At 66.6% G+C, this 13,839-nt stretch carries 16 protein-coding genes; 15 read left to right on the forward strand and 1 reads right to left on the reverse strand.

Features of this window, described 5'->3' with window-relative positions:
• The first annotated feature begins 137 nt into the window (after window positions 1-137).
• The 15 genes from VGV13_00900 (at window position 138) to VGV13_00970 (ending at window position 12,710) form a co-directional block, all read left to right on the forward strand.
• Entirely contained in the window at window positions 138-1,076 is a 939-nt protein-coding gene (locus VGV13_00900; GenBank protein HEV8639640.1) for a hypothetical protein, read from the forward strand.
• 8 nt (window positions 1,077-1,084) lie between these two features.
• Window positions 1,085-1,600 (forward strand): phage protein Gp36 family protein, encoded by a 516-nt coding sequence (locus VGV13_00905; protein ID HEV8639641.1) that lies wholly within the window; start codon window positions 1,085-1,087, stop codon window positions 1,598-1,600.
• The gene (locus VGV13_00910) at window positions 1,600-1,761 is read left to right on the forward strand and encodes a hypothetical protein (GenBank protein HEV8639642.1); all 162 of its coding nucleotides are present in this window, start codon (window positions 1,600-1,602) and stop codon (window positions 1,759-1,761) included. Before VGV13_00905 ends, VGV13_00910 begins: the two co-directional genes overlap by 1 nt.
• Window positions 1,761-2,204, forward strand: a complete 444-nt coding sequence (locus VGV13_00915) for a hypothetical protein (protein ID HEV8639643.1) — start codon at window positions 1,761-1,763, stop codon at window positions 2,202-2,204. Before VGV13_00910 ends, VGV13_00915 begins: the two co-directional genes overlap by 1 nt.
• A gap of 9 nt (window positions 2,205-2,213) precedes the next feature.
• Window positions 2,214-3,179 (forward strand): phage tail tube protein, encoded by a 966-nt coding sequence (locus tag VGV13_00920; protein HEV8639644.1) that lies wholly within the window; start codon window positions 2,214-2,216, stop codon window positions 3,177-3,179.
• Between the two features lie 10 nt (window positions 3,180-3,189).
• A complete protein-coding gene (locus VGV13_00925) occupies window positions 3,190-3,750 on the forward strand; it encodes a hypothetical protein (GenBank protein ID HEV8639645.1) in 561 nt (186 codons plus the stop codon).
• A gap of 12 nt (window positions 3,751-3,762) precedes the next feature.
• Window positions 3,763-4,179, forward strand: a complete 417-nt coding sequence (locus VGV13_00930) for a hypothetical protein (protein ID HEV8639646.1) — start codon at window positions 3,763-3,765, stop codon at window positions 4,177-4,179.
• A 104-nt stretch (window positions 4,180-4,283) separates the two neighbouring features.
• Window positions 4,284-7,004, forward strand: a complete 2,721-nt coding sequence (locus tag VGV13_00935) for a hypothetical protein (protein HEV8639647.1) — start codon at window positions 4,284-4,286, stop codon at window positions 7,002-7,004.
• Window positions 7,001-7,195: a hypothetical protein gene (locus VGV13_00940; protein ID HEV8639648.1), complete on the forward strand. Its 195-nt coding sequence runs from the start codon at window positions 7,001-7,003 to the stop codon at window positions 7,193-7,195. The genes VGV13_00935 and VGV13_00940 overlap by 4 nt, the downstream gene beginning before the upstream one ends.
• Before the next feature lie 12 nt (window positions 7,196-7,207).
• The gene (locus tag VGV13_00945) at window positions 7,208-7,879 is read left to right on the forward strand and encodes a hypothetical protein (protein ID HEV8639649.1); all 672 of its coding nucleotides are present in this window, start codon (window positions 7,208-7,210) and stop codon (window positions 7,877-7,879) included.
• 20 nt (window positions 7,880-7,899) lie between these two features.
• Window positions 7,900-9,024 (forward strand): hypothetical protein, encoded by a 1,125-nt coding sequence (locus tag VGV13_00950; protein ID HEV8639650.1) that lies wholly within the window; start codon window positions 7,900-7,902, stop codon window positions 9,022-9,024.
• A gap of 35 nt (window positions 9,025-9,059) precedes the next feature.
• Window positions 9,060-9,959: a hypothetical protein gene (locus VGV13_00955; GenBank protein ID HEV8639651.1), complete on the forward strand. Its 900-nt coding sequence runs from the start codon at window positions 9,060-9,062 to the stop codon at window positions 9,957-9,959.
• Window positions 9,960-10,081: 122 nt separating this feature from the next.
• The gene (locus tag VGV13_00960) at window positions 10,082-12,253 is read left to right on the forward strand and encodes a hypothetical protein (GenBank protein HEV8639652.1); all 2,172 of its coding nucleotides are present in this window, start codon (window positions 10,082-10,084) and stop codon (window positions 12,251-12,253) included.
• Window positions 12,253-12,486: a hypothetical protein gene (locus VGV13_00965; GenBank protein ID HEV8639653.1), complete on the forward strand. Its 234-nt coding sequence runs from the start codon at window positions 12,253-12,255 to the stop codon at window positions 12,484-12,486. The genes VGV13_00960 and VGV13_00965 overlap by 1 nt, the downstream gene beginning before the upstream one ends.
• Window positions 12,483-12,710: a hypothetical protein gene (locus tag VGV13_00970; protein HEV8639654.1), complete on the forward strand. Its 228-nt coding sequence runs from the start codon at window positions 12,483-12,485 to the stop codon at window positions 12,708-12,710. Before VGV13_00965 ends, VGV13_00970 begins: the two co-directional genes overlap by 4 nt.
• Window positions 12,711-13,515: 805 nt before the next feature.
• On the opposite strand, the gene VGV13_00975 is transcribed toward VGV13_00970, so the two are convergent.
• Window positions 13,516-13,839 (reverse strand): hypothetical protein (locus VGV13_00975; protein ID HEV8639655.1); only part of this gene is annotated, 324 nt, incomplete at its 5' end.

Below are 13,839 nucleotides of genomic sequence, written 5' to 3' on the forward strand. Positions count from 1 at the left end.
CGCACCTGCAAACGATGGCGGTCCGATTCGCGAACGTCGCGACCGGGGAGACCTACACGGTCTGGGTCCCCGACGCCTCCGCCGCCGGGGGCGATGCCGCGCCGATCGTCGCGATCCTGAACCAGTCGGGCACCGGCATGACCCTCGCCGTCGTCGCCATCGACCTGATCGACGTCGGTCACCAGAGCAACGACAGCACGGCCGCTTCCAGCCTCCGGGCGGCGTTCCTCGGGCGCCCCCCAGCGGACGGCACCGCCCTGGCGGCGGTCCCGTTCGATCCGGCGTCGGCGCCGCTTGCGGCCGGGCTCGTCCTGCGGAAGAACTTCACCTGGCCGTACGGCGGTGGCGGCCGGCTCGGTCTCCACCTGGAGGTCGCGGACGTCGATCCCGGCGTCATCCTAGGATCGGCCGACGTTCCGGTCGCGACCATACTCACGGCTTTTATGTACTCGGCGACACTGCGCGGGCATGTGGTGATGCCGGCGCGGGCCGGCATGCCGACGGTCGCGGGGTTCGCACGGCCGCTATACCGGGCGGGAAGTGGGCAGGGGATCGTACTGCGGAAGGGCGAGGGGTTCGGCTATGTCGCCGGCGTCCCGATGGGCCGCGGCGTCGCGCAGCTGGACTGGAGGGATCAGAACACCGCTCCCAAGACGTTCGACACCTACGACCTCGTCGTCACTTTCACGCTGGCGGCGGTGGCATCGGTCTTCACGGCCGGGATTGCACGAACGGAAGCCCTCTTTCTCGGCGCCGGCGTGCCCGCCGGCCGGGTCGAGGTCGTCCACGCCAGGACGGCCCCGATGGACTTTCAGTTGCGTGCGGATGGCACGGCGCTCGATCTGTCGGGCAAGACGCTGGCGCTGCTCTTGAAGGATCGCAACGGCGCTTCAATCAGCGTCACGACGAGCATCGTGACCTCGGCGAGCGGCGTGGTCCGCTACTCTCCGGCCGCGTCCGACCTGGAGGCAGAGAAATCGCCCTATTCGGCGCACTGGAAGGTGACCGATTCAACAGGAAAGGATCTTTTTTGCCCGAACGGCGCCCCGGATCGCTGGAGCGTGTTCCGGCCGTGAGGGCATAGATGCCCACCACGTCGCCGGTTTCCTATACGAGCGTGGGGCTCATGTACATCAGCTGCCCCGATCTCGGGAGCGTGACAACGCTCACCAGCGGCCATCTCGCCACCTTTGCCGGCCAGGCCGAGGCCGAGATCAACGGCAACATCGCGCGGCTGTACGCACTTCCGATGGCCGGCGACGTGCCGCTCCTGACGACGCTGGCGACGGACATCGCGATCTACAAGGTGCTCACGCGCCGCCTCTTCACATCGGAACGGCTGGCGGCGAGCCCCTGGCCCGATCGTTACCGAGAGTCCGTCGCGATGCTCCTGAAGATCGCCGACGGCAGCCTTCCGCTCGTGACGGCCTCGGGGGCCGTGCTGGCCGGCCGGTCGGACATTTCTGAAGTGTTCAGCACGACGAAGAACTACGTCCCGACTATCTGGGAGGGCGCGTGGCCGAATCAGGATGTCGATCCGAACAAGATCGAGGATGAAGGGGCTCGGCGGGGCTCCGAATTCCGGGATCGGCTGATCTGATGGCGTCGAGCGATATCGTCGTCACCATCCAGATCGAGCCTCGATTCTCGTTCTGGGCCGCCCTCAAGCTGCGCCTCGCCGGGCCGGAGATCCGCGAGCGGCTCCTCGACGAGCTGCGACTGAAGATGAGTCAGGTCCGCATGCAGCGGGACGAGTTCTGATGGCCCGAGTTGACTACTTCGCGATCGAGCAGGCGATTCAGACGGTCCTCAAGGCCGCTCCGGATCTCTCGGGCACCCAAGTGGTGATCGAGGAAGAGCTGCAATTCGGCTCGGAGGCCACCCCACGCGTCGGCATCTATCTCATGCGGCGAGATGCCCCGTCGGGGCTGCAGGCTCTGGCCGCGGGCCAGCAGACGCGCTTCCTCGTGCGGTTCGAGATCCGATGCGCGGCCTATAGTCTCGACGCCGTCGCCACCGCGATCAGCCTCCGTGACGACCTCGTCGGCAAGGTCGAGGTCGCCCTGATGGCCAGTCGATCGCTCAATGGCACGGTCATTTCGAGTTGGCTGGAGGGCGGCGATCTACCGAGCGCGCAGACGGGCGATGGGTGGACGAGCAGAGGCGACGTAATCCTGATCGCAGACGTGAAAGCGACGACATAGGAGGCAGCCATGGGGTATGCGTTCGGTGGACACATTGGGATCGCGAAGGAAAGCTCGTGGGGCACGCCAATCGCTATCGCCTCGGGCGGGTTCATCGAAGGCTTCTCCGAGAACGTGACGCTCGCCATCGACCGGTTCAGCTTCCGGAACATCGTCGGCGGAAACTACGCGGAGAATGATGACACCGCCGGCTACCGGCGCATCGGGGGCCAGCTCGTCGTGCCCGCCCATCCCCTCCTGCTCGGACATTTCTTGAAGGGCGCACTCGGCCTCACCTCGACCATCACGGTCGTCGTCTCCGGTTTTCTCTGGGAATCCGACTTCCGGGCCCTGACGGCCGACGACGGCCTCAACAATGCGACCCCGCCCTATACGCTCGAGATCTTCCGGGATGTGACGAGCTCGCAGCGCTATGCCGGCGCGCAGTTCACGAAGCTGCAGCTCGATGTACAGGGCAACCAGGAGCTTCGCGTCACCGCCGACGTCCTCGCGAAGACGACGAGCACGATCGCAAAGTCGACGCCGACCTATCCGGCGACGGGGACGTTCCCCTTCGCCTTCGACAGCACCAGCCTCCAGATCGGCGGCGCCGCCGTCGATTACGTCGAGACGCTGAGCATCTCGTTCGACAACCAGCTGGAGGGTGTGCTGGCGCTCACCAACAGCCCGGAGATCACTCGGACCCGACGCACCGGGCCTCAGCTCGTCCGGCTAGAGGCCGATATCGGCTTCGAGACGATGGCCGACTACAACCGGTTCGTCAGCCAGTCCGAAGTGAACGTCGTGGCCTCCTGGACGAAAGCGAATTCCTTCGCGCTCATCATGCGCCTGCCGCGGGTCATGTACACGGCATTCCCGCTCGGTATGAGCGGCGACGAGCGGATCAAGGTGCACCTCCAGGCCCTGGGCCGGGCAGATGTGACGCTCGGCTACGCGATCCAGGCCCGGTTGACCACCGTGATGAGCAACTTTTAGTCGGGTCTCCATGGCTCGAGTCTCGACGATCCGGGTCCGGGGCGCGCGCCTGATCGGCGCCGAGCTGCTCGATCGGAAGCTCGCGGAGCTCGCCTCCCGCCGGGAGATTCTGGAGGCGGGCCTGGAGGCCGGCGCGGACATCATCCGGGCCAGTGCGGCCCAACGCGCCGCCGATCAGCCCGAGCTGGCGGCGTCTCTCGGCATGAAGATCACGACGACGCAGGCCGGGCGCACGGTCGCGCTGATCGGTCCGGAGAAAGGGAAGAGCACGCGCGGATTCTCCCTGGTCGCCCTCGCCTATTGGCGGGAGTTCGGCACGAAGCCGCATGCGATCGTCGCTGGCGCGTTCCGCAAGGTTCGCCGGAGCCGGCAGCGCGGCGGTGGCACCGAAGCCAAGTCCGACAAGCGTGTGCTAGCCAGCGGCGGGACGATCTTCGGGGCCAAGGTCGCGCATCCCGGCACGCCGGCGCGCTCCTTTCTTTTGTCGGCCTTCGTCGAAGACGGGCCGCATGCCGCTCACGTCATGGGACAGGTCATCTGGGAGCGGCTGCGGCAGATCACGAGTCGATAGAAAGGAGCACACATGGGATTGCTCACGAGGGACGCGATTCTCGCGGCCCCGGATCTCGCGACGGAACGGGTCCAGCTTCCCGAATGGGGTGGCGAGGTCCTCGTGCGCGGATTGACCGCCCAGGAGCGTGACGAGTTCGATCTCTCCTGTTTCGAGGGCGCCGGGCGGGATCGGCGGGCCAACTTCGCCAATCTCCGCGCCCGCCTCGGGGCGCGCACAATCGTCGATGAGGCGGGCGCTCGGCTCTTCACCGATGCTGATGTCGCCGCGCTCGGGGGCAAGAGCGGCGCCGCCCTGGATCGCATCTACGAGGTCGCACAACGCCTAAGTGGTCTGCGGCCGCGTGACGTCGAGGAGCTCGTGGGAAACTCCAGGCCCGGCCCGAGCGCCGCTTCCTCTTCCGGCTCGCGCTCGAGCTCGGGGGGATGACCGTGGCCGAGCTCCAGAGCCGGATGTCGAGTCGGGAATTCTCCGAGTGGATGGCCTACTTCACGCTCGAGGCCCAGGACCGGGAGCGAGCGAAGAGCTAACTGGTGGGCACCCTCGGTTCTCTTGTCGTTCAGCTCGATCTCGACGGCGCGCAGTTCGTCCGCAATACCGCCAACGCGCGCGCCGCGATCGAGCGCTTTGGCAACTCGACCGCGGCCACCGGACAGCCGCTCGAGATCGTCCGCAGCCAGACGGAACGCTTCGGGGCCACCGTTGACCGGAGCACCCGTGGAGTCACACGGCTGGCCACGCGACTGGCTGATATCAGTGGCGTCATTGCCCCCGAGCTCGGGGGGTTCATCTCTGTGCTCGAACGGAATCTCGGGAGCTTGGAGATGACGGTGGGGCGCACGACCTCCGCATTCGGCCTCCTCGGCGCCGCGGGGGCGGCCGTCGGGGCCTTCCTGATCGCTCGGCAGATTGGCGAGGCAATGTCGGAGTGGATCGGCCTCGGCGCGTCGGTCGAGACCTACAAGAAGCGCCTGGAGGAGACCGTCGCCGCCCAGAACAAGTTCGCCGACGCTCACAACACGCTGCGCGCGGCCGTCCGGGACAATGACCAGGCGATGCGCGCGGCCCTGAGCGCCACCCTAGTGATCGCCCTCAACGCCTCCGATAGACAGATCGCGGCGTTGGAGGAGGAACGCAAGGCGCGTATCGCGAATATCGACCAAGTCGAGGCGGAAGCCCTGGCCAAGGTCCGCGCCGCTCAGGCTGCACTCATCGCGACGGCGCCGGAACAGGCCGGCGACCCCGAGGTTCAGCAGCAGTTCGAGCAACAGCGCCTGGCGATTCACGCCCGTTTCGCGGCCGAGCGGGAGCGCATCGATGCGGAGGCGGACGATAAGATCCGCCAGCAACGCGAGCAGGATTTCGATCGCGAACGCGGGATGGAACGCGAACGCGCGAGCATGATCATCTCCCGGCGCGCGGCCGAGTTCGCGGCCACGACCGAGGCACTCACCGCCTCCGGTCGGTTCATCGAGGCCGCCCAGACGCGGGGGGCTGCCGAGATCGCCGCCATCCAGGACGCGGCCGCCCAACAGCGCGCCGCCTGGGAGGACATGCTCCGGAAGCGGCAGATCGACAGCACCGCCTTCGATGGGCTGCTGGTCCTCCAGGCGGCCGTGACCGGCGCCGCCACTGCCAAAGCGTATTTCACCCGCTGGCAGAACGTCCGTCAGTCGATCCTGACGGGCCCCGGCGCCGTGCTGCCCGGGCTCGACATGAATGCGCTCATGGGCCAGCTCGCTACGGCCCGCACTGCCTTCGAAGCGACCTTCAAGGTCGGGCAATCGGTCCCCGCGACCGGCCCCGCACTCGGGCCCGGTGCTGCCTTCGGACCTCCCGGCGTTGGTGGTCCCATGGTCCTTCAGGGGGACATTGAAGCCTCGCGTCAGGCGACTCAAGCATGGTGGGAGGCGACGGACGCCGCCAATGCCTACGAGCAAGCGCGGCTCCAGATCGAGAAAGAAGCCAACCGGCCGCGGCTGCGCGAAGGTTTCGCGGCGATCGCCCAGATTGGCGATCAGCTCACCGGGACGATCGAGACGTTGGGCACATTGAAGAATCGGCTCTCGGCCAGTGACGTCTTTATCGAGCAAGCGCGGACCGCCCAGTATTTCCGTGATCGCCTTGAAGAGGTGCGGACCACCTTCCGGAATACGCCGGCTGTCGTCGAGGAGGCCAGTCGGGCACTGGCAAATATCGATACTGCGGTCTTCCAGGGGCGGACGGACCTGCTGATCCAATCATGGGAAGGGCTTCGGGATCTCCTCGCCAAGCCCCTGCCGATCCCGGTGATTGATATTGACTACAGCAAGATTGCTGCGGCGAGTCGCGCCCTCGCGGCCTTGCGAGATGACCTGCGCCAGTCTCCGATCGCGGCGATCACGGCAAGCCCTGCCGCCATGATGCAGTCTGCCGGACTGAGCCTCGACACCACCGCCGCCGACAAGGCGCTCGCCGCCCTTCGGGCCGAGGCCGCGAAGCCGCTCATGGTCGCGCTCACCGCCGACGCCGACACCACCGCCGCCGACAAGGCGCTCGCCGCCCTTCGGGCCGAGGCCGCGAAGCCGCTCACCCTGATCGCCAGCGCCGACACCACAGCCATCGAACGGGCCCTGGCCGCTCTCCAGCGGGCCTGGCAGGGGGTGGAGTTGCCGGCGATCACCGCGCCCATCCCGACCCTCGACGTGGACGCCTTCAAGGCCGCCCTGGCCGCTCTCCAGCGGGCCTGGCAGGGGGTGGAGTTGCCGGCGACGGAGGCCTCGGCCTCGATAGACATCGATAGCTTCCGGGGCCAGCTCATGGCTCTTCGGGCCGCCTGGGACTCGTTGCAGTTGGCAGCGGTCACCGCGCCGACTCCGATGGTGGAAACGGAGGCCTTCACGACGGCCGTCGCGGCCCTTCAGAGAATCTGGCAAGGGCTCCACTTCGAGCAGGCGGCTGCGCCCACGCCGACGGTGGATGCCACGAGCTTCGAGATATCGATTGGCGCGCTGAAACGCGCCTGGCAGGATCTCCGCTTCGACGAGATAGCCGTGCCGACCCCGAGGGTGGACACGGCGGCCTTCGGCCAGCAGGTTGCCGCGCTCACGGACTCGTGGGACGTCCTGCTCCGGGCGCTCTCCGACGGCACGCCGAGAGCCGCTGCGACTGCCCAGCAGGCGCTCGCCAACCTCGTCTCGGTGGTGAGCCAGCTCTCCTCGTGGGCCCGCCAGGCGCAGATCGACCTGAAGAATCTCGCCGGGGAGGAGGCATGAGCCTCCGCGCGGTGACCAAGGCCGCCGAACGGACGGCGCAGGCCCTCACGCTCCTCGTGGGAACGGCGCGAGGCCGTAGCGCTGGCTCCATGCGCCCGCTGCGTGCGTTCGATGACCGCGCCTTCGCCGACGCCCTGCGCCGCGGCCAGATGCCTCAGACGGTGGACGCCCTGAAAAAGGCGAAGGCGTAAAGGAGAGCACGCATGGCGATCCCTGTCGCGGGCTTCGTTCGGCTGCCGGATGACTCGGCGAACCTCGGCAAGAAGGTGCGGACCCAGAAGCGCACGGTCGGCGCCGACGATGTTCAAGAGCACTTCTTCATCCCGGTCAGCAAGCGCTCGAAACTCGGGGTGTTCCACTACTCGCCGGCTCTGCAATCAGTCCAGGCTTCCGCCCAGGACGGGATCACGACGGGGTTCTTCTGGCTCCAGAATCCAGCCGGCTCGGCGGTCGATGGCGTGTTCGTCCGCATGGTCTTGCGCTTCAATTCGACGAACGCCGCGTCGGGCAGTGTGCCGCGGATCGCCTTGGCGCGCTTCACGTTCACGGGGACCGCCTCCGGGGCGACGGTGACGCCAGCCATGCGCAAGACGACCGAGGCCTCCAATGTCCTCACGATGCGGACGGCCTCTACGGGAATGACCGTTACAGTGGGCGCGCTGATCGCCAGCTTTCTTCCTCCGCTCATGGCGTCCACGGCCGCCACACTGCCCACGACCGAGCACTCGTGGCCTGAGGATGGCAATCCGGTCGAGGACGCCGATCTGATCCTCCTGCCGGGTGAGGGCGCCGTGCTCTATCAACCCGATGCGGGCACCGCCTCCGACGCGCGCCGCTTCGTTGCTCAGGTGAGAGTCGAAGAGATCGAGCACTAAGCCGAGGAGCCAGAGGAACTATGGGACCGACTATCCTCGTCACGCCCACCGCCGATCCCGACGGGATCGCCAGCCACCTCGCGCAGCTCGCCGCCAACGGCCTCGCCATGCCGCGGGGAATGTGGGACCGTGCGCGGATCTCGGTGCCCGCCTGCGGCCCTGGCGGCGAGTATTTCGGTCGCCTCATTCCTGGCCGCGGGTTTTATCTGGCCATGGATCTCGAGTCGCTCGGCATCACGCGGCGGATCCCGGGCGTCTTCGAGCAGTCGCCGATGCGGCGAGTCATGGACGCGCTCCTCGACGAGCGCGGTCTCATCACGAGCCAGGACGGGATCAACGCCGCGCGGGGCAGCGGGCTCAGCCAGGATGTCGCGCTATCGAAGGCCACGATCACGACGGTCGCGAACACGTATTCCTCGCTCTACCGGGCCGGCGGCCTGCCTGTGGCCGGCACCTTCACCAACATTCCGGGCGGGGCTGCGCACAACAAGAATTCGACGGGCGCCTGGTCCTTCGGTCTGTCGAACCCGGTATCGCCCAACCGTAAGTATCTCGTGCGTCTCGGCTTCACGCACGCGCAAATCGTGAATCAGATCATCCTCGTCGATCTGCTGGTGGCGGCGGGGAACATCGACACCAACATCAGCACCACGCAGGCGATCAGCTCCGTGCCACTCACTCGCTATGCCTCGGGCGCGGGCGTGCTGATGACCTTCGAGGTCACAACGGCGCTGGGAGCGACCGCTTCAACTCTCACGGTCACCAAATACACCAACCAGGCCGGAATGACACTTCGCGCCACGCCGGCCGTGGCCATGACCACCTCGGCGATCGTGCAGCGGCTCCAGCCCGCCGCGCTTGGGCCCTTCATGGAACTTCAGGCGGGTGATTATGGTGTGCGCTCGGTCGAGGACGTCCAGCTCTCGGCCGCGATGCTCGCCGGCGTGATCGCGCTCAATCTCTACTTCCCGCTCGCGTTCATCCCCGGCATCGCTGCGAACGTGGCGATCCGGGAGCCATTCGATGATCTGCGCGAGCTGATCACGGAGACCGGCCAAGTCGTCGGCTGCCTCACTGGCTACGTCTTTGCGAATACCACCACCACCGGACTCGGCACCTACAGCCTTCGCACCGTCGAGGGCTAACGTCCATGATCGCGTTGTCTTGGGGGGCCGCCGATATGGATCAACCGCTCGCCTCGGTCTTCTCGGGACTCGAAGTGATCACGGTGACCAGGCAGCCGGCGCAAACAGACGCACAGGAGATCCTTCTCGTCTCCCCCATGCGCGCCGCCGTGACGAGCTGGCCAGCCGTGGCCACGTCAGCCGCGAAGGCCTCCCCGGTGACCCTGCTCGCGCAGAACCTCCTCGAATCCTCGGCGGTGGTGACTGGCGGCGTCCTCGCGCGGCTCGCGGACAGGCTGCGGGCGCCGCAAGCGGGCTTCTCGGGGTGGGCCTTCGCAGATTTCACCCCGCTGAGCCTCGTGCTCGGTGCCGGCCCGGTCGACATCTCGATTGATCTCGGGAGCGCGCAGCCAGTGAATGCCTGGGCACTGCTGAATCACAACCTCGCGGGCATCACCGTGAGTCTCTTCGGCGATGACTGGAACCCGCCGGTGACCGCGGATGAAGTCGCGCCGGCCGGCGCTGATCTCCTCCGGACCTTCCCGCCCCAGACCTTCCGCTACTGGCGCCTCCGGGTGCCCGCCATGACTGGCGGGCCACGGATCGGGGAATTCTTTCTCGGAGTCGCGACCACTCTGGCTGTGCCCGAGTACGGCAGCGAGGAGAGTCGGGAGGGCAATGTTCAGCGCGATGAATCACCGGCCGGCTTCGTGTGGACCGTCCAGAAGGGCGCCGTCGGGACGCGCTTGACCTACCGTTGGCCTGGCATGAAGGACGTCGACTGGACGACTCTCGCGGCAGTATTCGATCAGACCCTCCAGAGCGTGAAGAGCTTCCCGATGGTCGATGTAGATCGCAACGTCCGGTGGATCCAATTCATCGAGGGCTCGCTCATCCGCCGCCGGATCTACCAGGATCGGAACGAGGTCGCTGTGACCGTCGAGGAAGCCCTCTGAAGCTCCTCAGCTCGGCCACCAGCCTCGCCGCGGCGCAATCGTTCGTCCGGCCGGTGTATCTCATGCGACTCGACTTCTCCGCTCCCTTACCCTTCACCCTACGCGTCTCGGACGCCGCCCGGGTGGAGCTCGGGGAGGAATGGCTGCCCCTGGTCCAGTCCTGGGGTTCCCTGGAGGAGGTTCTCAACGCCCTCGACGCCGGGGGCGCCCCCGCCACCGCCGAGGTGACGCTGTTCAACACGCAGCCGGTCGCTGGCCGGGCACGCGTGTCCGATCTCCTCTACTCGCCGCGCAACACGACCGGCTACGAGTTCGCCTTCGCCAAGGTCCAGATCTACCGGCTGGAGGCCGGGCTCACCACCGGGGACGAACTGCTGGTGGGCACGTTCTATCTGGAGGAACCCACGGAAATCGGCGAGCAGCTCTTCCACCTCCGGATGGGCGATATCACGCTGGTGCTGGAGGACAAGCCCCCGGCCACGGTCATCCTCCGAAGCGACTTCCCCAATTGCCCGGCCACGGTCGTCGGTCAGACGATCCCGCGCGTCTTCGGCTCCTTCAAGAACATCCCGACCGTTCCCGTCGTCGATGGGGCGGTCTCCCAGCTCGATGGCGCCATTACCGCGAGCGCCACGACGCTGGTCCTTGTGGATGCGGGCGACTTTCCTGATTCCGGGAAGGTCGGCCTCGAGAAAGAGCTCGCTGACTACAGCGCGAAATCCGGCAACACCCTGAGCGGCCTGACCCGAGGCGTGAACGGATCGACAGCGGCGACCCATGATCATGGGACCTCGGTCTTCGTCGCGCGCACCGGGACGAATGCCTATCGAGTGGCCGTCGGCGAGAATGCCCGCGGCTTCAAGATCAACAGCGTGAGCGGGATTCTGGTGAACGGGAAGCCTCCGACCACGGGCCAGGCGCCGACTATGCAGCTCGACGCGACCGATCTGGTCCCCGGCCGCAGCTTTGCCGTCGTGAGCTTCACCCCGACGGACGTGCTCGGGTTCCACATCCGGACGGAGATCACCGGCTCAATCGAGACGCACGACGCCACGAACGTCCCCCTCCTGCAAGATGCGACGCCCAACACAGTCGACGGGAGCCCGACGTTCTGGAACTTCGGCCTCACCCCGACGTTGCCGGTGTTCACCGGCGGCGGCGGATCGGTCCACCGGAAGGCAACGACGCGCTACGTCGTGCTCGGCGGCAGCCTCAGCCCGGGCGATCCGCGGCGATTCGTGATCCAACGGCGTGATCCGGTGACGCTGGCGTGGATCGACGTCGTGCTCAATCCGATTCCGGGAACGTCCTACACGCTCGAATACGACACCGGCACGTCGGTCGCAGATGAACAATGGCAGGTCGAGATCAACGGGGGCGCGGATAACTTCCACTTCAACTGGTTCATCAATACCTATCGGGTCACGCAAGGGGCGGATGTCACCTCCGTGCCGCTTCTCTCGACCACATCGACCCTCGCGGCCCTCGTGGGCGCCGTGACCTGCGACGTCGAGGGGCTGCAGGACGATCCGAGCGGGACGATCAGCGGGACGCCGAAGGTGCTCCTCGAGAACCCGGCCGACATCGCAAAATGCATCCTGCTCGGCTGCTATCCGGGCGTCTCCCTGGCCGACCTGGGCAGCCGATGGGCCGCGACACGCGTGAGCACGGGTGGCCTGAAATGGGCCTTCCTCCTCGGCGCCGATGGGCCGATGAAGTTCAGCGAGCTGCGCCGCAAGATCGGCGAACAGGCGCGCTCGGAGCTGTACGTCGAGGGAGGGAAGCTCGAGCTGCGCTATCTCCCTGACGCGCCGACGGCTGACCTCACCCTCGATTATCTCCGCGACGTCTGGAGCCAGGCGCCGGCCACCGCGTCACGGAGCAATCGGACGCAGCTCTTCACCTCGGTCGTGGCGAACGCGCGGCGTGACTACTCGGCGGCGGGCGGCGGCTATCGCTACACCGCGCGCGCCCGGGATCTCACGCAGCCGGGCCTCCCCGATCCGATCGAGACCACGCTGAGCTTCGACTTCGTGCAGGATGCCGCAACGGCGGATGCCTTGGCGGCGTTCTGGCTCGGGCGATGGAAGCGGCAGCGGTGGCAGGTGGAGCTGGTGGCCTGGCAGAACATCCTCTCGGTGGAGAAGGGTGACCACCTGGCGATCGACAATCATCCGGTCCTCGCGGCGCACGGCGGGACGGCGCTCGTGTTCAGGATCGTGGCGAAGCGATATCTGCTGGCAGACGCGAATCCGGCGCGGATTCGCCTGACCGCGATCGAGGCGAATCCGTGATGGATACCTCCACTGCGGGCATCGCGATCGCGATCATGCTGGGCCTGATTGGTCTGCTGTTTACGGTATCGGTCAAGCTCGTGCTCGGGCGGATCGATGCGCTGTCGGCGACCGCGACGATCTTTCACCGGGACGCCATGGGCCGCCTCGATGCCCTGACCGTCGCCATCGTGGCCGTCGGTACCCGAATCGACGAACATGTCCGTGACCACGCGGCGGGGATCTTCAAGTGACGGAGGTCTGGGTCCTTACGCTCGTCGTTGCGGCCGTCGGCTACATGGGCGGCCTGCCGGGACCGGCCCCGAGCCCGCTGGATATTCGGCTCCCGATCCGGGAGGGCTGCGAAGCCGTTCGCCGCTTCCTCGTGGAGCTCGACCCCTGGGTGCGGGAGGCCAAGCTCCACGTCGGCGAGTGTCGGCGCGTTCTGCTCGAGGAGCCGAGCGGAGGTGGGCGGTGACAAGCCGTTTCTTCTCAGGGGACGTGACGCCAGGAATCGCCTCGGCCTGCGCGGCGAATCGTGTGCCCGGAGACATTGAATCTAGCGGCGAGCGCGCTCACCGCGCGCCAGCCATCGGGACGCCAAGATGCCAGGATGAGGCGACGGCCAGCCTCGTCGATGGCTGCGCTCCGACCTTTGGCGGCAACTCTGCGGATCGTCGACTCCGAGACTCCGAGCTGCTTGGCGAGAGCCCGAAGGGATGGTCGCCGAGGAGCCTCGCGAATGACCTTAACGGTTTCGTCGGAGAGCTTGGCGTTGCCATTCTGTGCACCGCGGACAGTATGGGCATCGGCCGTGTGTCGTCCAGGACTTCGATAGCGTTTCAGGTTCTTCCATCTATTGTCGATCTTAACCTCGTTCCGATGGTGGACGACCTCTCCGCGTCGCAGACGCTTTTTCAGATGCCGAGAGATTGTCAGCCGATGTTCAAGAACGTATCCCTGGCTAGTGGCAAGCGGGTGCCCGGGCAGATAGAGTGCCCGGTAGCCATTGCGGACAACAAACGGCTTCCTATCCGCGAGTCCGCGACATCTGTAGCTGCAGTAGAGGCCCGGCGACTTCGTGTGTGGAGGAACAAAGATAACCTGGCACACGGCGCAGGCCCGCTGGCGTTTCGCGGTCACGCGCAAGCTGCGGAGCGCGTTGCCGCATGCCATACCGCAGGTTTTCTTATTGATCGAGACGTAAGTCTCAAACCGCCCACGGCAGACCGGGCATCGCTTGTACAGTCGTCTGGCCCGACTTCCCTTTGCTGGCACCGCTCCTATTTTACGGATTCAGAGTTATGGTGACAAGCCGCTTCTTCAAAATTCCCGATGAGTTCCGCTGCCGTTGCGGAAGGGGCGCCGACTGTGACGCCCCCGCCGAGCCCGCGCAGGAACTGGTCGACCGCCTCGACCTCCTCCGTCAGCGTCTCCAGCGCCCCGTCGTCATTTCCAGCGGACTTCGCTGCATCGTCTGGAATTCTCACGAACACGGCGAGTTCGACAGCGGACATCTCGATGGGACGGAAGTCGATATCGCGCTGCCGGACTTGCCCGTGAGCCTCGCGCGGAGCCAGACGTTCGATGCGATCTACGCCGGCGGT

The sequence above is a fragment of the Candidatus Methylomirabilota bacterium genome, assembly GCA_036001065.1.
Taxonomy (GTDB): Bacteria; Methylomirabilota; Methylomirabilia; order Rokubacteriales; family CSP1-6; genus MNEF01.